The sequence below is a fragment of the Streptosporangium sp. NPDC000509 genome, assembly GCF_042898365.1.
Classification (GTDB): Bacteria; Actinomycetota; Actinomycetes; order Streptosporangiales; family Streptosporangiaceae; genus Streptosporangium.
This window is the reverse complement of the sequence record NZ_JBIAYX010000019.1, coordinates 74,592-96,144: the sequence shown is the minus strand read 5'-3', so window position 1 is coordinate 96,144 and position 21,553 is coordinate 74,592. Positions and strand designations below refer to the sequence as shown.

Annotated in this window: 17 protein-coding genes and 1 pseudogene; 10 read left to right on the top strand and 8 right to left on the bottom strand. The window is 68.2% G+C overall.

Annotated elements, in window-relative coordinates; translation table 11 throughout:
• Nucleotides 1–57: 57 nt before the first annotated feature.
• Genes ACFY3D_RS31300 through ACFY3D_RS31285 form a run of 4 tightly spaced genes read right to left on the bottom strand, consistent with a single transcriptional unit; the run spans nucleotide 58 to nucleotide 4,211 of the window.
• A complete protein-coding gene (locus ACFY3D_RS31300; RefSeq protein ID WP_389986001.1) occupies nucleotides 58–1,323 on the bottom strand; it encodes an MFS transporter in 1,266 nt (421 codons plus the stop codon).
• 28 nt (nucleotides 1,324–1,351) lie between these two features.
• On the bottom strand, nucleotides 1,352–2,356 hold the full coding sequence (locus tag ACFY3D_RS31295; RefSeq protein WP_389985998.1) for an ABC transporter substrate-binding protein: 1,005 nt from the start codon (nucleotides 2,354–2,356) through the stop codon (nucleotides 1,352–1,354).
• A complete protein-coding gene (locus ACFY3D_RS31290; protein ID WP_389985995.1) occupies nucleotides 2,353–3,147 on the bottom strand; it encodes an ABC transporter ATP-binding protein in 795 nt (264 codons plus the stop codon). The genes ACFY3D_RS31295 and ACFY3D_RS31290 overlap by 4 nt, the downstream gene beginning before the upstream one ends.
• A gap of 2 nt (nucleotides 3,148–3,149) precedes the next feature.
• The gene (locus tag ACFY3D_RS31285; RefSeq protein WP_389985992.1) at nucleotides 3,150–4,211 is read right to left on the bottom strand and encodes a FecCD family ABC transporter permease; all 1,062 of its coding nucleotides are present in this window, start codon (nucleotides 4,209–4,211) and stop codon (nucleotides 3,150–3,152) included.
• 987 nt (nucleotides 4,212–5,198) lie between these two features.
• Here ACFY3D_RS31285 and ACFY3D_RS31280 point away from each other — a divergent pair.
• From ACFY3D_RS31280 to ACFY3D_RS31270, 3 genes are all read left to right on the top strand, one after another.
• Complete coding sequence (locus ACFY3D_RS31280) at nucleotides 5,199–5,468, top strand: transposase (RefSeq protein ID WP_389985990.1); 270 nt, start codon at nucleotides 5,199–5,201, stop codon at nucleotides 5,466–5,468.
• Between the two features lie 265 nt (nucleotides 5,469–5,733).
• A complete protein-coding gene (locus ACFY3D_RS31275; protein ID WP_389985987.1) occupies nucleotides 5,734–6,837 on the top strand; it encodes a hypothetical protein in 1,104 nt (367 codons plus the stop codon).
• Nucleotides 6,838–7,076: 239 nt separating this feature from the next.
• Nucleotides 7,077–7,442 carry a hypothetical protein gene (locus ACFY3D_RS31270; RefSeq protein WP_389985984.1) on the top strand — a complete coding sequence of 122 codons (366 nt, stop codon included), beginning with the start codon at nucleotides 7,077–7,079 and terminating at the stop codon, nucleotides 7,440–7,442.
• Nucleotides 7,443–7,562: 120 nt separating this feature from the next.
• Here ACFY3D_RS31270 and ACFY3D_RS31265 read toward each other — a convergent pair whose 3' ends face one another.
• From ACFY3D_RS31265 to ACFY3D_RS31255, 3 genes are all read right to left on the bottom strand, one after another.
• Nucleotides 7,563–7,892 carry a hypothetical protein gene (locus tag ACFY3D_RS31265; protein WP_389985981.1) on the bottom strand — a complete coding sequence of 110 codons (330 nt, stop codon included), beginning with the start codon at nucleotides 7,890–7,892 and terminating at the stop codon, nucleotides 7,563–7,565.
• Nucleotides 7,893–7,965: 73 nt separating this feature from the next.
• Nucleotides 7,966–8,841: an IS5 family transposase gene (locus tag ACFY3D_RS31260; protein WP_389985978.1), complete on the bottom strand. Its 876-nt coding sequence runs from the start codon at nucleotides 8,839–8,841 to the stop codon at nucleotides 7,966–7,968.
• Between the two features lie 54 nt (nucleotides 8,842–8,895).
• Nucleotides 8,896–9,231, bottom strand: a complete 336-nt coding sequence (locus tag ACFY3D_RS31255) for a hypothetical protein (RefSeq protein ID WP_389985975.1) — start codon at nucleotides 9,229–9,231, stop codon at nucleotides 8,896–8,898.
• Nucleotides 9,232–9,691: 460 nt separating this feature from the next.
• Here ACFY3D_RS31255 and ACFY3D_RS31250 point away from each other — a divergent pair, with 460 nt between their 5' ends.
• On the top strand, nucleotides 9,692–11,482 hold the full coding sequence (locus ACFY3D_RS31250) for a hypothetical protein (protein WP_389985972.1): 1,791 nt from the start codon (nucleotides 9,692–9,694) through the stop codon (nucleotides 11,480–11,482).
• Between the two features lie 108 nt (nucleotides 11,483–11,590).
• Here ACFY3D_RS31250 and ACFY3D_RS31245 read toward each other — a convergent pair whose 3' ends face one another.
• On the bottom strand, nucleotides 11,591–11,911 hold the full coding sequence (locus ACFY3D_RS31245; RefSeq protein ID WP_389985969.1) for a hypothetical protein: 321 nt from the start codon (nucleotides 11,909–11,911) through the stop codon (nucleotides 11,591–11,593).
• A 469-nt stretch (nucleotides 11,912–12,380) separates the two neighbouring features.
• On the opposite strand from ACFY3D_RS31245, the gene ACFY3D_RS31240 reads away from it, so the two are divergent.
• The 6 genes and pseudogenes from ACFY3D_RS31240 to ACFY3D_RS31215 all read left to right on the top strand — a co-directional run bounded on the left by ACFY3D_RS31240 (nucleotide 12,381) and on the right by ACFY3D_RS31215 (nucleotide 21,406).
• Nucleotides 12,381–12,656 carry a hypothetical protein gene (locus tag ACFY3D_RS31240; RefSeq protein WP_389985966.1) on the top strand — a complete coding sequence of 92 codons (276 nt, stop codon included), beginning with the start codon at nucleotides 12,381–12,383 and terminating at the stop codon, nucleotides 12,654–12,656.
• Nucleotides 12,643–13,137: pseudogene (locus ACFY3D_RS31235) on the top strand (transposase); the annotation flags it as partial. The gene ACFY3D_RS31240 and the pseudogene ACFY3D_RS31235, both read left to right, overlap by 14 nt.
• Before the next feature lie 706 nt (nucleotides 13,138–13,843).
• On the top strand, nucleotides 13,844–15,298 hold the full coding sequence (locus ACFY3D_RS31230) for a hypothetical protein (RefSeq protein WP_389985963.1): 1,455 nt from the start codon (nucleotides 13,844–13,846) through the stop codon (nucleotides 15,296–15,298).
• 21 nt (nucleotides 15,299–15,319) lie between these two features.
• Nucleotides 15,320–18,616: a DEAD/DEAH box helicase gene (locus tag ACFY3D_RS31225; RefSeq protein WP_389985960.1), complete on the top strand. Its 3,297-nt coding sequence runs from the start codon at nucleotides 15,320–15,322 to the stop codon at nucleotides 18,614–18,616.
• Nucleotides 18,613–19,890 (top strand): hypothetical protein, encoded by a 1,278-nt coding sequence (locus tag ACFY3D_RS31220; protein WP_389985957.1) that lies wholly within the window; start codon nucleotides 18,613–18,615, stop codon nucleotides 19,888–19,890. Before ACFY3D_RS31225 ends, ACFY3D_RS31220 begins: the two co-directional genes overlap by 4 nt.
• Nucleotides 19,883–21,406: a phosphatidylserine/phosphatidylglycerophosphate/cardiolipin synthase family protein gene (locus ACFY3D_RS31215; protein WP_389985954.1), complete on the top strand. Its 1,524-nt coding sequence runs from the start codon at nucleotides 19,883–19,885 to the stop codon at nucleotides 21,404–21,406. Before ACFY3D_RS31220 ends, ACFY3D_RS31215 begins: the two co-directional genes overlap by 8 nt.
• Nucleotides 21,407–21,553 lie beyond the last annotated feature (147 nt).

Below are 21,553 nucleotides of genomic sequence, written 5' to 3'. Positions count from 1 at the left end.
GATGCGCCTGAGGTAGCCGCGGCATCCGTCCGGCGGCTGTCACGCCCGTCCGCGGAGTCACGGCGTGCCGGCGAGGCGACTCGTCGCCTCGCCGGTGGCTTCACCCGGTGCGGCCGAGAAGCCACGGCTGCCCGGGGTCAGGGCCGCCGCCGCGGGAGCCAGGAAGCAGACGATCGCGCAGACCGCCAGTACCGGCCGCCAGCCGAAGGCGTCCACGGCGGGGGCCAGGAACGCCAGGCCGATGGGGGCCAGACCGTAGGAGACGAGGAAGTCAAGCGAGGACACCCGTGCCAGCAGGCGCGGGTCCACCTCGCGCTGCGTGGCGGTGAACCACGGCACGTTGAACAGCTCGATCCCCAGCCCGGCGATCGCGTAGGCGACGAACACCACCGCGGGGTGCACCGGCAGCAGCAGGCTGAGCGGGGCGAAGCCATACAGCGCCAGACCCGCCAGCGCCGTCCAGCCCTGCGCGCGCGGCTGCCAGCGCGCCATGAGCGCGGCCCCGGCGAGCGCGCCGAGGGTGTAAGCGGTGAGTGCTCCGGCCAGTACCGCCTCGGTCCCGTAGCGGTCCCGGCCCACCAGCGGCAGAGCCACCGCCGTGGCGGAGTAACCGGTGAAGATGACGGCGGCCAAGGCGGCGAGACCGGCGAGGAACCACGGATGCCGCCGAGCCTCGCGCACTCCTTCACCGAACTCCGCCAGCAGTGCCGTCCCCGGCTGCTCGGCAGCGGGCGTCCTTCGTCCGGGCGGGGGCAGGAGCGCGGCCGCGAGCCAGAGCAGGCCGGTGCTGACGATCAGTGTCCAGGTGCTCAGTACGGTCGCCAGCAGTGCGGTCGCCGCCGGCGCGACCAGGGTCGTGACGCGGACGGCCAAAGTGATCGCGGCGTTGGCCTGCCGGCGTCGTCCGGCATCGACGACTTCGGCGGTCAGCGCCTGGAAGGCGGGCCTGCACGCCCCCTGGCCGGCGCCGACGACCGCCGCCGCGGCGCTCATGAGCAGGACCGAGCGACCCAGGCCCAGCGCGATGAGCGGGGTGGCCAGGGCCGAGGCCAGCCCCGCCCACAGCACGACGGCCCGCCGCGAGTACCGGTCGGCCAGGACCCCGGCGACGGGCACCGCGAGAAGGAAACCCACGGTGCGGGCGGCCAGAACGACACCGAGCCCGGTGGCGCTCAGAGCGTGGTTCAGCACCGCGAGGCCAAGGACGAACGGCAGCGCCCAGGTCGCCAGACCGGAGGCGGTGGTGGCCGACCACAGGCGCAAAAACGACGGCTCGCGTGAGATCGGCCGGCCTTTCGGGGACGCGGTCGCCGGTGCGCTCACCGGGCCTCACCCTTCTGGCCGTGAGGAATCACTTGTTCAGCTCACGCAGGTAGGTGGCGAACTTCTCCAGGCCGTCGATATTGCGCGGCCCGCTGATGCCCTCGTTGTAGTCAAGGATGAAGAAGCGGTCGTTGACGACGGCGGGCAGCTTGCTGGTGGCGGGGAACTCCTTCAGGAACTTGATCTTCTCCTGGGCGGGTTTGTCCGCGTAGTCGAGGATGATGATGACCTCCGGCTTCGCCTTCACGACGGCCTCCCAGGTCACCTCGCCCCACCGGGCGTCGAGGTCGGCGAAGACGTTGCGGCCGCCGGAGAAGCGGATGATGTCGTTGGGCGGCACCTGGCTACCGGCGGTGAAGGGCTTGTCGGTGCCCGAGTCATACAGGAAGACGGGGACCTGCTCACCCTTGGAGGCCTGAGCCTGCACCGCCTCGACGCGCTTGCGATACCCCTCGACCAGGGAGGCGGCCCGATCCTCGACACTGAAGATCTTCCCGAGGCGCTCCAGGTCGGTGTAGAGGCCTTCGAACGGTGTCACCCGCTCCGGATGGCCGGGGTAGTTGAAGCAGGATTCGGTGTGCATGAAACTCTGGATCTTCAGGCCGTCCAGGATGGCCGGGGTGATGCCGCGCTGGTCGCTGAAGCCCGAGCGCCATCCGGCGACCACGAAGTCGGCCTTGGCCTCGACGACCAGTTCGCGGTTGAGCAGGTCGTCGCTGAGGAACTTCACCTTGGCGTACTCGGCCGCCCAGGGCGAGGTAGTGACGGGCGGGTTGGCGGGTGGCATGACGTAGCCGTGGACGTGGTCGGTGAGCCCGAGGGCGAACATCTTGTCCGCGCTGCCGCCCTCGTAGACGACGGCACGGCGCGGAGTGGTGTACTCGACCGGCTGGCCGCACCGGTTGACCGTCACCTTTCGGTCGGCCGCGGTGCCTTCCACCTGGGCCCCGCAGCCGGTCAGCAGGAGGACGCCCATCAGGAGGGGGACGGTGGAGCGCAGCGGGCGAGATGCCAGCGGGGAGCGCGTGGTCACGCGGATTTTCCTTTCGAGGGTTCGGCCGAGCCCAGGTCGTAGAGCACCTGGGGGACGCCGGTGAGGGGATGGGGGACGACGGTCGCCGCGACGCCGAAGACGTCGCGCAGGAGTGCCCCGCTGAGGACCTCGGCGGGAGGCCCGCAGGCCACGAGGCTCCCTTGGAACAGCACCGCCAGCCGGTCGCACGCGGAAGCGGCGAGGTTGAGGTCGTGCAGGGTGACCAGCACGCTGAGGCCGGAGCCCTTGAGCATCGACAGCAACCGGAGCTGGTGGTGCAGGTCGAGGTGGTTGGTCGGCTCGTCCAGGATCAGCACCTGAGGCTCCTGCACGAGCGCGCGAGCCACCAGGACTCGCTGGCGTTCGCCGCCTGACAGCGACAGCACGCCGCGATCGGCCAGGTGCGAGACCTCCATCCGCGCCATGGCCCGGTGGCACAGCTCGCGCTCACGCGCGCTGAGCGCCTGGTTGCCATGCAGGTGCGGGGTACGGCCGAGCGCGACGGTCTCCTCGACGGTGAAGTCGAGGTCGGATCCCCCCTCCTGGGTGAGGGCGGCGATCATCCGGGCGCTCTCCCGTAAGGGGATCCGGTCCAGGTCCCTGCCGTCGATCCGTACCACGCCGCCGGTCGGTCGCAGCGTCCGGTACACGCATCGCAGCGCGGTGCTCTTGCCCGAGCCGTTCGGGCCGATCAGGCCGACGACCTGCCGGGGGCCAACGGTGAGCGCCAGGTCGCGTAGCAGGGCGGTCCCGTCGACGGAGACCGAGATCTCATCGAGCACGAGCGTCATCGTCAGCGCCCTCCGAACAGGTGGCCGCGGCGACGCAGCAGGACGAGGAACACCGGGACGCCCACCAGCGCGGTGATCGCACCGATGGGAAGCTCCCGGGGGGCGACCATGGTGCGGGCCAGCAGATCGGCCCAGACCATGAAGATCGCACCGGCCAGGGGAGCGATCACCAGCACGCGCGCGTGCGCCGCACCCGCCCACAGGCGGACCACGTGCGGCATCACCAGCCCGACGAACCCGATGGCACCGCTGACCGCGACCATCGCCCCCGTGGCCAGAGAGGTCAGCACGAACAGTCCCCGGCGGAGGCGGCGGGCGTCCACCCCGAGGCTCGCGGAGGTCTCGTCGCCCAGCGCGAGCACGTCCAGGCCTCGGCCGAGTCTGCGCAGGACGACGAGTGAGACGGCCACGGCCGCGGTCACGAGGGGCAAGGCTCCCCACGTCGCCGCCCCGAAACCGCCCATCGACCAGAACAGCACCATGCCGGCGGCCTCACCGTCCGGCGCGAAGTACACGATCACGCTCATCACGGCCTGGAAGCCGAACGCCATCGCCACCCCGGTCAGCACCAGCCGCAGCGGCGTCAGGCCTCCGCTGCCGTGTGAGGCCAGGTAGACGAGAGTTGAGACGAGCAGCGCCCCGAGGAAGGCACCGGCCGAGACCGCGTAAATCCCCAGCACGGCGAGGGAGCCGGAGACGGTGACCAGCACCGCGCCCGCCGAGGCCCCCGAGGACACTCCCAGGACGAACGGGTCGGCCAGCGCGTTGCGAACCATGGCCTGGATGGCCACGCCTACCGCGCTGAGCCCGGCCCCGACCGTAGCCGCCAGGAGCACACGCGGAGTTCGTACCTGCCAGATGATCTGGTAGGACGTCACCTCCTCGGCGGTGATCCGCCCTCCGGTGAGTGCCGCCCACAGGTAGCGGAGCGTCTCACCGGGCGGCACGGCTGCGGCGCCCAGCCCGATCGCCAGCAGCATCGAGGCCGCGAGCGCGCTGACCAGCAGGACGACGGCCATGGGCGTCGGCAGCGCTCGCGCCCATGGCCGAGGGATTTCCTTCATGGAAGCAGGTGGGGGAGAGGGGAAGCGCACGCCGAGGTCCGGGCGCTGAGGGGCGGGGGACGAACCCACGAAACACTCCGATAACGGGAACCATTTTCATAAGACGGTAGCAGTGACTTTGAGGAGTCGAGCCTCCGGGGGTCGCCCGGAGCCCTTTGCGGGTGCTTGGTGCCGCTCGCTCTTGGCAGCGTCAGGTCCAGCAGGGATGCAAGTACCGACCATGGGACGCGATCTTGAGTCTGTGACTTCGAGGGACTGCGGGAGCAGTGCCCCGGGCGGGCTGGCGAAGTGCGCTGGGCTCTAAGCTTCGCTTTCAACCCGGTGACGAGTGGTTCTCACGTAGAACGGCCACCGCGCGATGCTCCGAGTACGACCAAGTGTCCGGAGGTGTGGTGGCCGTCATTTCGAGTGTGCTCCTACCAGGCCCAGCTCGCCAAGGGGTGGCCCGCCTGGCGGTGTTCCGCCAGCAGCTGATCGGTTGCTTCACCCGTCGCCCGGATGCATTGCTCGAGGTCACCGATGCCGTACTGGCCGGGCCGGTGCTCTCGTTGCCGCACCTGTCCCTAAAACCTCTGCACCGACGCGGACATGGCAGCGTGTATGCCGCGCTGGCCGCGCCGACCGCGTCCTGCACCTCGGCTCTGCGAACTACTGCTGGTTCACCGACCCCTCCCGCGCGCTCTGCCTGAAACTCGCCGGAACCCCGACCGCCGACAAACCCCTCGTCGGGATGCGTGACTCCGCCCGCTGCCCGCAAGCCACCCACCACCCCTGCCACCGACCCGTCTGGGCCGAATTGGATCCATCGCTGGCGGCGTCCTCACCTGGTTCACCGCACGGTGGACGCTTCGTCGCCAACTCGAGCAGGACTATGACAAGGACCTCAGAGGGCGTTCCGCGAGCTGATGTCCATGATGTCGTAGTGTGATCGGACGGATTTGTAGAGTTACAGCCTGTCGGCGGGTTCGGATGTGTTGGGATGGCCGCGTGAGCGAGCGCAAGCCGTACCCGAGCGACTTATCCGACGAGCAGTGGGCGTTGATCGAGCCGGTGATCACGGCGTGGAAGGCCGCGTACCGCTCCGTCAGCGGCCATCAGGGCAACTATGCGATGCGCGAGATCGTGAACGCGATCCTCTACCAGGGCCGGACCAGCGTTCAATGGGACTATCTGCCCCACGACCTGCTGCGCTGGCACCTAAGCGTCCCGGCACACAAGTCTGCGCCACCCGAAGTCGGCGTCAAGGCCAAGCCCTGACGGGTCGGACTACGGTCGAGCTTTGACCCCGACCCCTCGATGGCGCCTGCCCGCACCTGCCCGGGAAAAACGGCCACAGCTCCCCGGCCCGGAGACTTGACCGGCCCCGCTCCTTCAGGAATGAACAGTTACTGCATTCAGAAACGGAGGGCGCTTCGCCACTGTCCCGAATCAAACAATAAAGTTTCCTAATAATTATTGACCGATGTCGGCGATCTGCGATTGACTGCTCCATGGTGCACCCTCGCGTACCGGGAAGGTAGGCATGAAGAAGCATCATGTGGCTGTCCCTGCCGTTGCCGGTGTCGCCCTCACCGAAGCCGCCGCGGCCGCCGTGCCCATCTCCGTGCCCAACTCCGCGGCGGCCCGCGCCCGTGGTGAGCGTGCTATTGGGCGGCGCCGATCCCGTCGTCCGTCACGCCGAGCGGCAGGGTTTGTCGTCGCGCTGTGTGCATTCGCCGCAGCGTGCTTCGTCGGCGTCCCGACGGCGTCGGCCGCCGGGCAGCGGCCGATCTACGCCATCGCCCACCGCGTTAATACCCTCGACGGGGTGAGTGCTGCCATCAAGCACGGCGCCAACGCCATCGAGATCGATGTGTGCGCCTGGTGGAGCCCGAACGAGTGGCGGGCCTGGCACGACTGCTCCACCGCCGGGAACAACCGCCTCGGCCCTAGCATCGACAGCATCTTCGATAAGATCGTTTCCGAGGCTTGGGCCGGTCGGCGACTGTCACTGATCTGGCTCGACATCAAGGACCCCAACTACTGCGGCGAGCAGCAGAACCGTACATGCAGCGTGGCCGGCCTACGCGACAAGGCACAGAGACTTGTCGCCGCCGGCATTCAGGTCCTCTACGGCTTTTACGAATACCACGCTGGCAGCGACCCTGATGTTGGCGGGCGAGGCTGGAGGAGTCTCCAGGGTCGACTCGGCCCGCTGGAGGGAATCACCACGACCGGCTCACTGTCGTCGGTACAGAACACCTACGCCACGCACGGGTCGGGGCTGCCGAACGGCCGCCGGTTGATGGACTATGGCGACTCCGACATCCGCAGCGGGTTCGGCAATTGCACCGAGGCCAGCTGGTACACCTGTGCCGAACTGAAGAAGGCCGCCCAAGCTCGCGACGCCGGCGCGTTTGCCGCGACCTTCTCATGGACGATCGATTACAACGACACCTGGTACGTCGGCAAGCTCCTCGGTGAGGCCCGGGTTGACGGCATCATCGCAGGCTGGGCCAAGAACCAGGTGACGGAATATAACGACGGTTGGGAGTGTGCCCAATCCATCGCCGCCATCCGTACCTGGGTGAGCCAGCACAGCTCCACCCACCGTATGGCGACTCCCAGCGACCGACTCTTCCGGTAGCGGGACTGGAAGCTCAGCCGGGTCATCACCGTTGTGGACCGCGGGCTCTCCAAGCCCAAGCGACGAAAAGGACATCAACTCACGCAAGGCCTCCTCAGAGTCGAGAGGATCGCGTCCTACCGGGAGCTTTGGAAACTGACCGGGGCTCTACCTCGATACCAATGGCCCGACAAGATCACCAAGTCGGAGCTTAGGGAACTAATCGAACGCTTCCACGCTGGTACTTCGACGCCGGAGGCATGTTCCTGTCCCAGGACGCCAAGAACGCCTACTTCGAGATGATGAACGCTCTCGACGATGCCGCTGGCCGCAAGGTCGGCGACGACACTGCAGTCGAAGATCACATCTACGAGGCCATCTTCAGGACTGGTGAACAGCTCCGACTCCAGCTCGCAGCAGACGTTGGCACAGGCCAGCAACCGCGAGTGATCTCATCCCAACTGCGCCCGCCAGAGACCCCCGAGAGCATGAGGGCATGTGACATCCATCACTGCGGAACCAAGGAATCGCGACACTCGCCGCAGCCATCGTCACGAACACGCCCCGAGAAGGGCGGCCACGACGATCACAACACGGGCACAACCGCACACAGCGAGCGCGGGTAGAAGACGCCTGTTCATCACCGACGCGATCATGAACGGAATGCCGCCCCACATCGCTCAACTCGTGATCGGACATCGAGACATCAACACCACCATGGGCTGCAAAGCCGTCTAGGGCGTGTTTTAGAAGTCGGTGATGTGCCTGGTTGGCCGTCCGGGGAAGTGGCGGGCGGCCATCCAGACGGTGAGGTCGCGGGCGATGTCGTTGATGCTGCTCGAGGTGGTGACCTGGTGCTCGTTTCGGGTGCTGTCACGGCGGACGACCTCGTATCCGCCTTCGCCCAGCACAGCCACCGAGGCGAACCAAACAGGGGCGTCCTCATCGGGCTGGATCACGACGAAGGTGTTGTCGGAGTCGTTCAGATCACTGATCATCATGAACAGCGCGTCCTCGGATGGGTCGTCGATGCGGTCGCCGTTTTCACTGTCGGCGCCGTAGTACTGAGCCCCCATCTACGCTCTCCCTCTCGCCCCGCTCAACCTGGTCGCGGTCAGCATGGCATGCGAAAGCGGCCGCTCTGCCGGGTCACAGCCATTCGCCGATCGCGGCAATCAGCGCGGTGGCCTCGAAGCGGACCGCGAGCTTGTCAAAGCGGGTGGCCACCGCCCGGTTGCGCTTGAGCCGGTTGATCCCGCACTCGACCGCGTGCCGGGCCTTGTAGTCCTCGTGGTCGAAGGCCGGAGGCCGCCCGCCGGCCCGCCCGCGTCGCTTACGGTTCCCGGCCTGATCGGCCGGCTCGGGGATCGTGCTCCGGATCGCCCTGCTGCGCAGGTAGGACCGGTTGGCGCGAGAGGAGTACGCCTTATCGCCTCGCACCCGCAGCGGACGGACTCGGGGACGACCCGGCCCGATACGGGGGACCCAAATGCCTCCCAAGACAGCCGTGAACTGTGGGCTGTCGCCGCGCTGTCCGGCGGTGACCAGCAAAGACAGCGGCCGCTGGCCTTGCTCGCAGGCCAGGTGAATCTTGGTGGTGAAGCCACCCCGGGACCGGCCCAGGCCGTGGTCGGCGGGCTCGATACCGATTCCGATTCCGCCCGGCGGCTCCTTCTGGGCTGATCCATCGCGACGGGCGCCCGCGGCGTGCTGATGGGCCCGGCAGATCGTGGAGTCGACGTTGACCTCCCACGTGATCAGTCCTGCCGCATCCGCCCGGGCTTGCAGCCCGGTCAGCAGCCTCGGCCACGTGCCATCGCGCTGCCAGCGGCGAAACAGACCATAAACCGTCTGCCAGGGCCCATACTCCGGCGGCAGATCCCTCCACGGAGCACCGGTCCGCACCCGCCAGCCGATCCCGTCTATCAGCCTGCGCCGGTCCACCACCGGCCTGCCCAACACCGCGACCGGCAGCAACGGCTCCAGCACCGCCCACTGCTCATCAGAAAGATCCCCTCGCCCCACACCGAGATCATTACGGTGCGGGGCAAAGGACAGCGTCCACTTCTAAAACACGCCCTAGCCGGAGAACCTCTTCGCGAGGTCGCGGGCCCATTTCGCGGCCTCGGCCGCCTGGTCGCCAGTGAAGGGCGCACCGGACCACCGGCTCAGGCGCTCCACCTGTTCGGCCCAGCGCAGGTGCTCCCGGTGAGCATGTTCCCTGCAGGCGAGACAGGTGACGCTTTCCGGGCGGGGAGAGGTCATCACATAGGGCACCTGGATGCCGCAACCGGTGGTGACGACGCTCGGAGAGTCAGGCACGAGGCCCAACGTCAACACCATCGCGTTGCGGCCGCCGGCGCTAGCCTGCATCACCTTCTGGTCGACGTGGATGTGCGGGCCGGTCTCGCTCATTTGCGTCCGTACCTCCGTCCGAGTCGTCCTGGAATCAGGGTAATGCGGTGACCACTCAGGTTCACCGAGCGGTCAGGCTGCTTGTGGCCGGCCCCAGCGTGGCCGACATTCACTGTGGATGCGCGCTCGGGTTACGGGCCAGGCAACTGGCCGGATTCCGCTCCAGCGGGTGAACGAGCACCTGGGCTGACAGGAGCCCCAGCCAGCGTGTCGCCGACCCGGCGAACGTATGTGGTCACCGCACTAGCAATCCCACCTGGTCTATCGAAGGAGTGAATTACCGCAGGCCAGGGGTGTATTTATTAGATTTTTCGCCATTGCTACTGAGACCTTTTGAGACGAGGTTGTGCGGTGTAGGGATCACGGCCACAGCTGCTTCCTTTGATGCGCGGACTACTTTCTGATTGCCGTCGGCCAGGTACGGCAACGGAGGTCTGGCGTAGAGAACCGGGCGTCGGGGTTGTCGGTCCTCCTGCTGGGCGTCACCCTGATCGGTGTGCTCGATTCTCTTGGCTGCCCAACCTGCTGGGCTCCCTCCGGTGATGATTGCCGCCGCCCGGATGGCCGCGCCCGGGCGCCTCACCGCGACCGGATCGCGCTGGCCCTGGCCGTCATCAGCCTGAAATGGATCACTCAGCGCTACACGACGGCCGACGTCGCCGCTCTCCTTGAACTCCTGATCACCACCGAGCACACTCTCGGGACGCGCGAGCAGCGCCACAAGGCTCACGCCTTTGGAGCTGAGACCGAAGATGACGAGCGTCAGCCGGCACCGGAGTGGGAAGTCCAGATGCTCCTGCTCGCCACGCACCTGCAAGAAAACATCGAACACATTCTGGGCATGCTTAACGGCCGGAGCCTCACCCTGACGCGCGAGCGGAACCAGGCGAGCGAATTCGCCACCACCTTGTACCATCTGCGCCACGCTGTCGCCTTGGTGAGCGAGAGCACGCTCGCCTCGCACACCGGCGCGCCGACCTTGGACACTCTTCAGCGGCTGCAGGACCAGGAGCTCAACGCACACCTGAGCGCTCGTGCCCGGCGCCGTGATGACCTCGCCGAGCGGCGGCTGGATCGGAGTTTGCCGCCCGCGCGCTGGCAGGTCACCCGCTACGACCGCAACGGGGTCTTCCACGCCGTGCCTGTGGACGAGCAGGGACGGCCACGCCCCGGTCACGAAGGCTGGGCTGCCGTTCCCGCCGCTGTCCCTGATCTGCTGCGCACGCGGAGCGTCCCCTCGTGTCGCCCCATCGAGGTGACCTGGCAGAGGGGCGTCATTCCGTACATCCCCGACCGTGTCCTGCCCTACGGCGGGTGGCTGCCCGGGCATCGCGGCAACGACAGTTCCCGCCCGGACGCTGCAGATCCTGGGATCGAGGAGTTATGGCGTGAGGGGTTCGACGAGCACCGGGCCCGCTTCGCCTCCTACATGCGCCGTGTCCGCCAGGCTTGGCCCGAACAGGTCACGGTGGACGCGTTCATGCAACAGCGCACCGCCGAGCTCAACGCCACCCACCCGCCCGCGCCGGACCTGGACGAACTGCTGAGGGCCACCTATGAGCATCACTCCACGATCGGCCCACGCATCTCCGACACGCTCGGCCTAGGCATGATGTCCACCTGCGAGTGGATCGACCCGGCCGCCGTCGCCGAAGTGGGCTACCGGCGGTGGAACGATTTCGCCGCTCATCGGCCCGGCACGGTGCCCGCCATGCTCGGCGCACTGTTGAATCCGTCGGTGGATGAGGCGTTGAGAATCTGGGCTCTGGATGAGGATCCGATCAGGGTCATGCGCATCGCGGGCTTCGCCGGGCCGCTCTACACGCTGGGCGAGAACGGAGCGCATCGCCTCACCGCCGCTCGTCTGGCCGGCCTGCCGGGTATCTGGGCCAGCGTCGAACAGGCCGCGCTTCCCCTCCAGGTCCGGCCGTATCAGGTTGTCGCCGGCCAGGATGCGGCAAAGCTCCTAGCGTGCTGGCGCGGCCTGCTCGCCCGCGGTTTGGTCACCGGCCACCTGGAGGAGAACCCTGACCTGCCGGCTTTAAGCACCCTGCATCTCGACGACGCTGCCGCGATGTGGCTGCTGACCGGCCCGCGCACGGCGATCGGGTGGGCGGCCGCCTATGACCGGGCCTATCCCGGAGCGTTAGCCGATCTCGGCATCGCGCCGGAGCGCTACGCCGACGTGGCGGCCTGGACCACCTGGCTCAGCAGCCCGCCCCGGGACCCGCCACCGGCGGCCAGTCGATGACCCGCCAGCCGACGGGCGCCTCACCGCCGGCCCGGGCCGATGCGGCATGTGGAGCTGGGTGTGTAGGTGTTCTGATCGGTCACGAATCTGAGCCCTGGTCAGGGGGTTTCAGATATCGAGGGCGGTGTGGGTGATGGCATGGGCGGGGATCGGATCGCGCAGCACGGTGGGGTCGGCGTAGACGTCGAGTACCGCCGCCGAGGCGAACCGGCGCGGCCACGCTTTCGCCAAGCCCGTCCGGCGCAGTGCGATCTGATCCAGCCCTTCGACCAGGGCCTCTGCCGGGGAGGGGGCGAGCGAATGCCAGATGCGCCACAGCTCGGGCAGCGCGCGAACGGCCTCCCAGCACGTCCTGGTCTTCCCCGTCGACGAATCACCGACCAGCACCGCGATCCGCACGCCGCCGGCCGCGACAGCCGTGGCGACCACCTCGTCGACGATGTCGTCGTGGGCGCGCCGGATCCCCAGCCACCGCCTGTACTCGATGCGGGATCGTCGCCGCGCGAGGGCGAAGCAGGGGCGATGTTCGATACCGTGCCCCTGAGGGAGAGGATCTTCGATGAGTGCGTCGCCGCCCCCGGCCTGGTATCAGATCAGTGTGCGCCGGTCGTCTGCCCCGACTGCGAGCGGCCGCTCAGCGAGCAGCAGGTGAGCAGCCTCGGCGCCCTGGAGTGCGAGACAACCTCGTGCGCTGCGGCAGGCATGACGGTGCCGGTGTGGCGCCACGCCGACCGCTTGGCCGCCGCCAGCGGCCGGGATCCGCGCCCGGCGGGCTGGCCGCGCCCACACCGAGACGGCCGCCCCGTCCCCTGGATACCCCGATCACCGGCGTCCGCGTGTGGTGGGGGCAGATGCATGGCGGGCGGCTGCTCACCTGTCAGGAGGCGGGGGCTGTCAGGTGTGCGGCATCGGGCTGGGCCCGGCCGCCACCGTGCTGGCCCGTCCCGACGGCAAGGTGGTGACCAACGCCGCCCTGCATGCGCGTTGCGCCGACCTGGCTCTGGCGACCTGTCCGGGCCTGTCCGCCGTGCTGCTGCGCCTGGCCGTCACCCCCGACGACCTACTGGCCGACGGCCGCCCGCTCCCCGACGCACCACCGGCGCTGACCTGGCAGACCTGGAGACTGCATCCGCAGGTCCTGGCCACCGCTGTGGGTGATGCGGCTGCTCCATGAGATCAGGGAACTCGGCTACACCGGCAGCCTCACCCTCCTCTACCGCTACCTCACCCAGGGCCGAGCCGAAGGCGACCGGCCCGTCATCACTGCCCGCCACCTGACCCGGCTCTTGCTCACAGACCCCGACCGGTTACGCGACAAGGACGCCGACCTGCTGCGGGATCTCACCGCCGCACGCCCCGAGCTGGCTGCACTCGCCCACCTCATCCGCGCCTTCGCTGAGCTGCTCACTCCTGCCGTCGGAAACGACACCCAGCTCACCGCGTGGATCACCGCCGCACGCGCTGTCGACCTACCTCACCTGCACGGTTTTGCCAACGGAATGGAGCTCGACCGCGCAGCCGTCGATGCCGCTCTCACCCTGCCCCATCACAACGGCCGGACCGAAGGCGTCAACACCCGCACGAAAAGGATCATGAGACAGATGCACGGCCGCGCCGGATTCGACCTCCTTCGCCATCGCATCCTCCTCCCGTGACCATTACCCAGCGCCACCACCGATTACGGGACAGAGCCGTTTGATTGACAGACCTACGTCGGGGTGGCCTGCCAACTGAACGCCGGATGCCTGATCGAGGGCAATTACTTCGAGCGGGTCGAGGTCCTGGCGACGAACACCTACGTCGGCACCGCTGGCAGGTGCGTCGCGCAACAACGTGCTCGACGACTCCGGCCCGCCCGAGTGCAGCGGCAGCGTGCAGGAGGCGAGCTCGTACTACGCCTACACGCTGAACGACCCGAACTCGGTGAAGATGATCGTCAGCGCGGGGGGTCGGGGTTGGCAAGATCGGCGGCTGACTCCCAGGGGGCCCGGGAAATTCTTCGGACCGGGTCCCCGGGGGGTGGCTCACTTTCGCGCCCGCCGGGGACCCGCCCCTTGTCCTGGGTGCTTGCGGGAAATTCCCAATGGAAACGCGATGACATCATGCCTCATACACTAATTGTCCATTTATGTCGCCTCATGGATGGATGACCGTTTCGACGTTCCAGGAAAGGCGGCTCTGCGGCATATCCTCAGGCAGGACGACAGTCTGGGGAGTAAAGGACGTGTCACGACATAGACGCTTCATGTCACCACGGGAAGAAATTGCGCCTGCAATAAATCATTACAAACACTACCGTAGGCCATATATAAGTTGTTAAGATCCCGCGGATCTGTCCGTTGACCGCGTGGGAGTCGTTACATGGTTTCGTTCGACAGCAGGACCGCCCGGCTTCAGCGGATCGACCAGGGCCAGGAGAGTTACGGCGAGGGCGATTCGAAGTCTCAGGCGGTCCGTTTCTACTTGGACCATCTGCTTGACGACGTGGTCGAGCGGATCACGCAAGAGGGCGGCAGGACTCCTCGCGAACCCGTCGAGCTTCTGATCAGTCTCTCGGGCTTCTCCCCGCTCACCACGATCATCACCCATAAGGTGATCAAGCCCCGTAGGCTGCTGGTCGTGTCCTCCGAGACCGCCCAGGACAGCATCGACGTGATCGCCGAGTGTCTCGTGGGTCCCGGAGGGCTGCGGCAACGGGACTTCGCCCACCGCCCGTGCGTTCCCACCGATCCGCTGGGCATCTACCGGATCGTCAAGGAGGAACTGGACCGGTTGCGCCCGGCCGACGGTTCCCGGCCGTACGCGATCATCGATATCACCGGCGGCCGGAAGGTCATGAGTGCGGCGGCGGCGTTGGCCGCCTGGCAGCTGGGCCTGGATCTGTGTTACGTCAACAGTGAGTACGACCCCGGGCGGCACCGCCCCATCCCGGGCTCCGACCGCCTGCTCCTACTCGACAACCCGATCGCTCTCTTCGGGGAGCAGGAGATGGCCGGGGCGCTGCAGGCCTTCGCCGGCGGTGCCTTCGAGAGCGCTCGGCAGCGGTACGACGAATTGTGCGAGAGCCTGGCCGCACCGGGCCGCGCACGTTTCATGCGGGCCCTGTCGGATCTCTACCGGGCCTGGTGCGACTTGGATCTCGATCGCCTCTCCGCGTGCGTGGAGACGGTCGCCACAGCGCTCGGTCACGAGTCGTACCAGATCAGCACGGAGACCGCCGGTCGGCTCAAACGCCAGATCGGCTTCCTGCGGCGACTGGCCGCAGGAGACGGGGACAGTCTCGTGATCAACTACTTCGTCCTGGGCGAGCACTACAGGGAACTCGGCCGCCATGACTTCGCCGCGCTTCTGTCTTACCGAACCATCGAGGGCTGCCTGGCGGGCCGGCTGGAATCACTGGCGCCCGGCTTCACCTGTGACCGGCCCGACTATTCCCTCCTCACCGATGACGTGCCGGGTCTGCGGGAGCGGTACGGGCGCATCCAGAGCTCGCTGGGCCGCACGGGCGCGACGGACACGTTGCCTCCCGTCATCGGGCTGATGAGCGCGGCGGTTCTGCTCACGGCGCTGGACGATGCGCTGCCCGCCAGAGCGGGTATCCGCGAGACCTCGGCATTGTCGCATCTCAACACTCTGGTCACCGCGCGCAACAGGTCGATTCTGGCCCACGGCGACCGCCCGGTGAGTCCCAAGGACAGCCAGACGCTCGGAAACAAGGCCCGGATCGTCTTGCGTGCCGCCTGGGCGCTGCGCGGGGACGCCGAGGACGTCACGCGGCTCTGCGACGATCTGCGGTTCGTCCGCACCGACCGGTAGGGGCACGGCATGCTCGGCGCGATGCTGCTTCTGGGAATCCCGCTGCTGTGGCTCATCGAGTACACGCGCGAGGTTCGCGCCACCCTGGACGTACCCGAGGGGGCGATTCGGCTCCCCCTCACCCACCGGGCGGGCCTGCCGGAGAAGCTGGCGAGGATCGGCACGGACCTCGGCGCCGTCGAGGCGGATCTACGGGCGGGCTTCGTGAGCGACAGGCGGACCGGTCGCGACGAGGACTACTTCTGCCTGAGCACACTCCGGTACGACGTCTTCGTCAGCAGCCAGCCCGAGTCGGACAGCGGTGAGCCGCTGGCGGTCGTGACCTCGGTGAAGCCGCGTACGAGGCCACCCCGCTCGGAGTTCACGGTCAGTGGCGCGGTGACCTTCCACTCGCCCTACGAGGAGCGTATCTGCGACATGGAGGTCATACACCGGGAGGTGCGGGAACGGATCCGCGCTGCCCGACGCGCCCGTGACCTCGCCACAAGGGGCCTTGGCTCACCGAACGAGCAGATCATGGAGAACGCCCGGCTCCATTCGGGCGTGCGCCGGTACTACTCCGCCCTGCTCATGATGATCGACCTGCTCGCGCTCCGGATCGAGAGGGAGGAGAAGGTCAGCGTCCATGGTGTCCTCCTCGACCCGTCACCGCTGTTTCCGCCCGACACGTTCCCGATCCGCCTGCACGGCCCGGCCGACGGGTTCGGCATCGGCAGCTCGGTCACGGTGGAGGCCGACGGGAAGAAGGCGGGCGTACGTGTCGAGTCGGCCGACGAGGGCGTGCTTCACCTGACGCAGACGGACCGTCTCGTCCTCCGGCCGGGAACGCGGGCGACCGTCACGAGCACCGCGCGCTTCGGCCTGGCACGGCACTCCTACGCGCTGAACCGGTTTCTGCAGGAAGAGGTGGTCGGCAACTGGGATGTACTGGCCCGGATGCTCAGCGCGCCCGCGTCACTCCCCGCGCTGCCCGCTCTTGCCCCGCTCGGAGGTTTCTTCGACACCGAGCTCAACAGCGAGCAGCGCGCGGCCGTCACGGGAGCGGTGGGCAGCCCTCATGCGTTCTTCATTCAGGGGCCGCCGGGGACAGGCAAGACCACGGTGATCACGGAGGTCGTCCGGCAGCTGGTGGCCCGGGGGGAGCGCGTGCTGCTGCTCGCCCCGATGCACGTCGCCGTCGACGAGGTGCTGCGGCGCCTCAGTGACGTTGATGGCGTGTTCCCGCTACGCGCGGGATGGGACGACTCCCGGGTGCGGCCGGAGCTCCGGCGGTTCACGAAGACGGAGATCGTGGGAGAGATCGCACGCAGGGCGCGGCGGCCGGAAGATTCCGGGGCCTTCGGATGGCGTACCGAGGCAAGTCGCCTCGCAGACGAGCGCACCCGCATCGAGACCTATGCCCAGGCCCGGCGAGCGGAGGTCGGAGCCGCCGCACGACGCGACGAGGCGTTTCACCGGCGCCTCCACCACCGGGCCGAGCACCGCGCGGCCATGGAAGAGGCCGAGCGCCTGCTTTCCCTCGCCGTCACCGCCGACCGGGCCACCGCCGCGCGGCTGGTCCGCGCCGAGCATGACGAGCGTCTGGCGCGCGAGGCGCTCGACCGGCTCGAAGGCCGGGCGACGATCGGGTCGCGGACGCTGGCATGGTTCGGGGCCGGCGAGCTGGGCCGGTCGCGCCGAACCCACCGGGCGGTCTGCGGCGATCTGGAGGCGGTCCGTCACGAGCGGGAGCGCGCCGCCGCGGCGCGCGTCGAGGGGCAACGACGCGTCGACTCCCTCCAGGCCTGGGACGCGGATCGGGAGGCCCGCGACGGCCAGGCTTGCGCGGAGACCGCACGGATGGCCGAGGAGGCCCGGCACGCCCGGCTCCAGGCACTGAACCGGCTCGAGGACCCCGGCATGGCGGACGCCGGCGACGCCGAACTGGCCACCCGGGTCAGGCGGAACCAGGAACGGGAATGGCGCCTGGAGCGCTACGCCCACCTTGAACAGCGCTGGTTCCAGCTCACCGGCCTGGACCGGACAACCGGGCAGCACGAGCAGCGGGGTCTCATGACGAAGCTGGGCGAGCAGCTGGCCGCTTCGGCCAATCTCGTCTGCTGCACGACGGTGGGGTTCGGCGGCGACGAGGGCCTGCGCGACGAGGAGTTCGACACCCTCATCGTCGACGAGGCCAGCCGGGTCATCGACAGCGAGTTCCTCATCGGGGCTAAACAGGCCCGCCGCTGGGTTCTGGTCGGGGACGAGAAGCAACTTCCTCCGTATGTCGAGGCCAAGGACGAGCACTTCCTGCACGCGCTGAGCGCGCTCAACATGGCGGACCGGGACGCCGTTCCCGACGTCCACGCCACGGTCGCCACCCTAGGAGGACTGTGGAAGGAGGACGAGGAGCTGCACCGGTTTCGCGCCGATTCGGTCCTGAAGATCGCCGAGCGTCTCCGCCTGCAGGGGCACTGGCCCCAGACGTACAAGAAGGAGTTCGCCAAGGGGCACCGTCGGCTTCGGGCCCAAGGCGCCGACGCCGACCGGGAACTGCTCAGCGCCATGCGTACCCATCTCGTGCGCAGCCTGTTCGAGCGGTGCGTCATCGAGGGCCCGCCGTCCATGCGGCAGGAGTTGATCGAGCAACGCAGGATGATTGACCCCATTGCCGCCCTGGTCAGGGATCCCGTGTACGGGGGGCGTTACATCAGCCCGCCGGCGGAGCGGCTCGCGGCCTCGGGCGTGACACCGCTCGTCACCGGCCAGACGTTCCGCCGACCGCTGATCTTTCTGGACACGTCCGACCATCCCCGGGCCGGTGAGGAGCTCGTTGGCACGGGATTCGTCAACCCTCTCGAAGCCGACCTCGTCGCCTCGGCCTGCCGCACCTGGGAGCGAGAACTGCTGGCCCGCGGGGAGAAGGCGGTGACCGTCAGTGTGCTGACCTTCTACCGTGCCCAGGCGCGCGCGATCAGAGAACAGCTGGAAGCGCCCGGGCAACCAGCCTTCCGGATCCTGCGGTTCGAGGTGATCGACGCGATCGACAGGATCCAGGGGCAGCAGAGCGATCTGGTCGTCATCAGCTTCTGCCGCACCCGGCGCGGCCCGCTCCGTGAGCGGCCGGGCTTCGCCTTGTGGCTGCAGGACGTCCGCAGGCTCAACGTCGCGTGCAGCCGGGCACGTCGTTCGGTCATGATGATCGGCCACCTCAACACCCTCACCGGTCTGCGGGGGGTGCCGGAAGCAGAGCGCTTCTACGCGAACATGGCCGCCCAGTTCTCCCCCGGCAACCCCTCCTCTCTGCTGCTCAAGCAACTTGAGGTGACGTCTCCGTGAAGCTCCGGTCCATCACGCCGACCGTACTCGAAGGCGACGCCGTCGCCATCATCTCCGAGTCGTTCCTGCCGATGCTGTACTGGCGCAACGTACCGGTGCTCCGCAGGCGATCCCGCGAGCTGACGTCGTTGGAGCGCTTCGTCCTGGAGATGGGGCTGGCACTCGGCACGATCGATCCCACGGACTTCTCCGCAGTGACGTCGCTGCCGCCCAGCGTGCTCGCGGGAGCGGCGTGGCAGCTGGTCGCCGACGGAGTGCTGACACCTGATGGCACCGGTTACCGCGTGGATCCCGGGCGCTCTGTGGAGGCGCTGACGCAACAGTCCGTTCACCGGCTGGTGCGTTCCACCGCTGACTTCGTCCTGTTGCCACGCACGGGTGATCTGCTCGTCGTCGCCTCCGAGAAGAACAGCTGGTTGCGCGAGCTCGAGCGCAAGCAGCTCACCGCGGACCTACGAGCTCCCGTACCCCCTGAACTCAAGGGGTATGGCAGAGCCGCCTACCTCGGCATGCGCGTCCGCGAGGGTGCGGCGGGCACGCATGGTTCGGGCGTCGCCGACGTGCCGATCCCCGACCACGGTGACGTCCCGCTGGTGGAGGATCTGAAAGGCGGACCCGGTCAGCCGGTCCTGCCTGGTCTGTGCCCCGCCTATCGCTGCAGTGCTGTGGTCCGGACGGACCCGGACGCCGGCCACGTCGCGGATGTCACCCTGACCGGGTCCCGCCGGCGTTCCGGAAAGGACGGCGAGCAGGTCGAGGTAAGCGTCCGACTGGACGGCGCCGACGGCCTGCTCGGCCGGTGGCTGGCACTCGCCGACCACCTCGGTGATCCGGTCGCGCAACGAGCCGCCTGGCGCGAACTGGGCCTGGTACCCGAACGGGACGGGCCGCCCCCCAGGATGCGAAGGCGCGGCCCGAGCGCGTGGGAGCTGCTTTTGGAGGGCGAGACCGCCCGGATGATCGGTGATCGGGGCCGGATGCTGGCCGAGCCCATGGGCCTCGCCGTCCAGGGGGAGGAGGCGGTGGCCGAGGTCTCCTGCTGGTTCTTCCCCGCCGACGACGACGCCCGCCTGCTATTCGCCAGGGACGATGTCGTCACGTCGGTGATGTCGGCGCACGACCCGGCCGGAGAGCTGGAGCGGGCCTGCGCGGAGGCCGGGCGCCGTTACGGGACAACGCTGGACGAGGAATCGGTACGCGAGCGCATATGGGCACTGGGCCATTACGCACTCGCTTATGAGCTGCGTCGACGCAAGGACTTCGCCTATGACTGACCAGATCGACCTCGGCGAGCTCACCTTCGACGAAGGTTTCTTCCTCCTGCGCAATGCCCGGCGGACCCACGGATCGTACTCGCCGGGCGAGGACGCCCCCGGCGGCTACCGGCATGTCTTCACCTATGCGGGATCTCGCAAAACCATCAAGGAAGCGGCTCTGGAACTGATCGGCCGAGCTCGCGACAAAGTGTTCGTGGCCAGTTACCTGCTCGGCGAGAAGGACCTGCTGGAGGCCCTGTACGCCGCGGCGCACCGCCTGCGGGGCGGTGTCTACGTGATCTCCGAGCTCAGCGGGCAGAGCCTGCGACGCCGGCTGGCCGAACTGGAGGACGAGCGGGACCCTGACGACGCTGCACGCATCCAGCGCAAACACTTCGCCGAGTTGACCCGGCGCGGCATCGCCGTGCGAGGACATCCCAACTGCCATGCCAAGTTCGTCGTCGTGGACGACCGATTCGCGCTGATCTCCAGCGCCAATCTCGACACGAACGGGCTCAACAGCATCGGGGAGAACGGCGTCGTCATCGACGAACCGGCCGAGGTCGACCGGATCGCCCGGTTCTTCGTCCGCCTGTGGCACTCCTGTTCCTACGAGATGCCGCCGGGGTCCGCGACCTACTCCGTGCAACGGCGCGAGCCGGAACCGAGCTCCTGCCGGGTCCCGCTTCCCGAGAAGCCTCCGGGCCCAGGCGTCATCTGGACCCATGACGACGAACGCTTCATCCTGGACCACCTGCACGATGTGATCGACCAGGCGCGTAACAGTGTTCTCCTGGCCACCTTCTCCCTGAACGGACTCGTCGACCGGCCAGAACTGCTCCTCGGCCCCCTTGAGCGCGCGATGAGGAGGCGGCCGCTACAGGTCGATCTGCTGTGCCGGGGACGTAACAACATGGCCGCCCATCGGGCCGACGCCACGGCGCTGGCCGATCTGGGAGTGCGCGTTCACGCTGACTCCCGCAACCACGCCAAGGGCGTCATCGCCGACGGCGGAAAGGGAGCGCTGTTCTCAGCGAACTTCGACGCCGCGCACGGCCTGCTCGACGGTGTCGAGACCGGAGTGAGGCTGGACGGCCAGACCGCACTGGCCGAGGCCGTCCGCTACTTCACCCACGCGATGGCCGAGGCGGATCTCTCCTTCGCCCGGCGGCCGACACAGAAGGAGATGAACGACCGGCTGGCCGCCGGCTGGCGGAAGCCATGGCCCCTCGAGACGACACTCGGGATCGACTGCGCGGAGAGCGTGTGGCGGGAATTCTCCGCGGCCGTCAGGAAACCACCGGTTCTCTACACCCGGGAGCGGGGAGGACGCCTGCTCCTGCACGCGGGAGAGGCGGTGTGGGAACTCTCGCAACCGCGGGACCGGAAGACCTGGAGACTGGCTCCCCTGCCCGAAGAGACTTCGCCCGGCGCCGGCGCCCTGCTCGGGAACTGGCTGTCCAGGCCACGTACCCGAGGCACCAGCGACCCCGAGGCCCGGGGGATCTGCCCGGCCGTTCTGGAACGCCGATGAGAATCGTCGCTCCTTCCGCCTCCCACTTGCCGACGTCGAACTCGTGACGTTCACCGCCGGGAACGCGACCCACCCCCCACCTCCCCTCCACCGAACAGGACCTGACCGAGACGGACGGTGGCCGTGTTCGAGCGGCCGCCCCGGCCC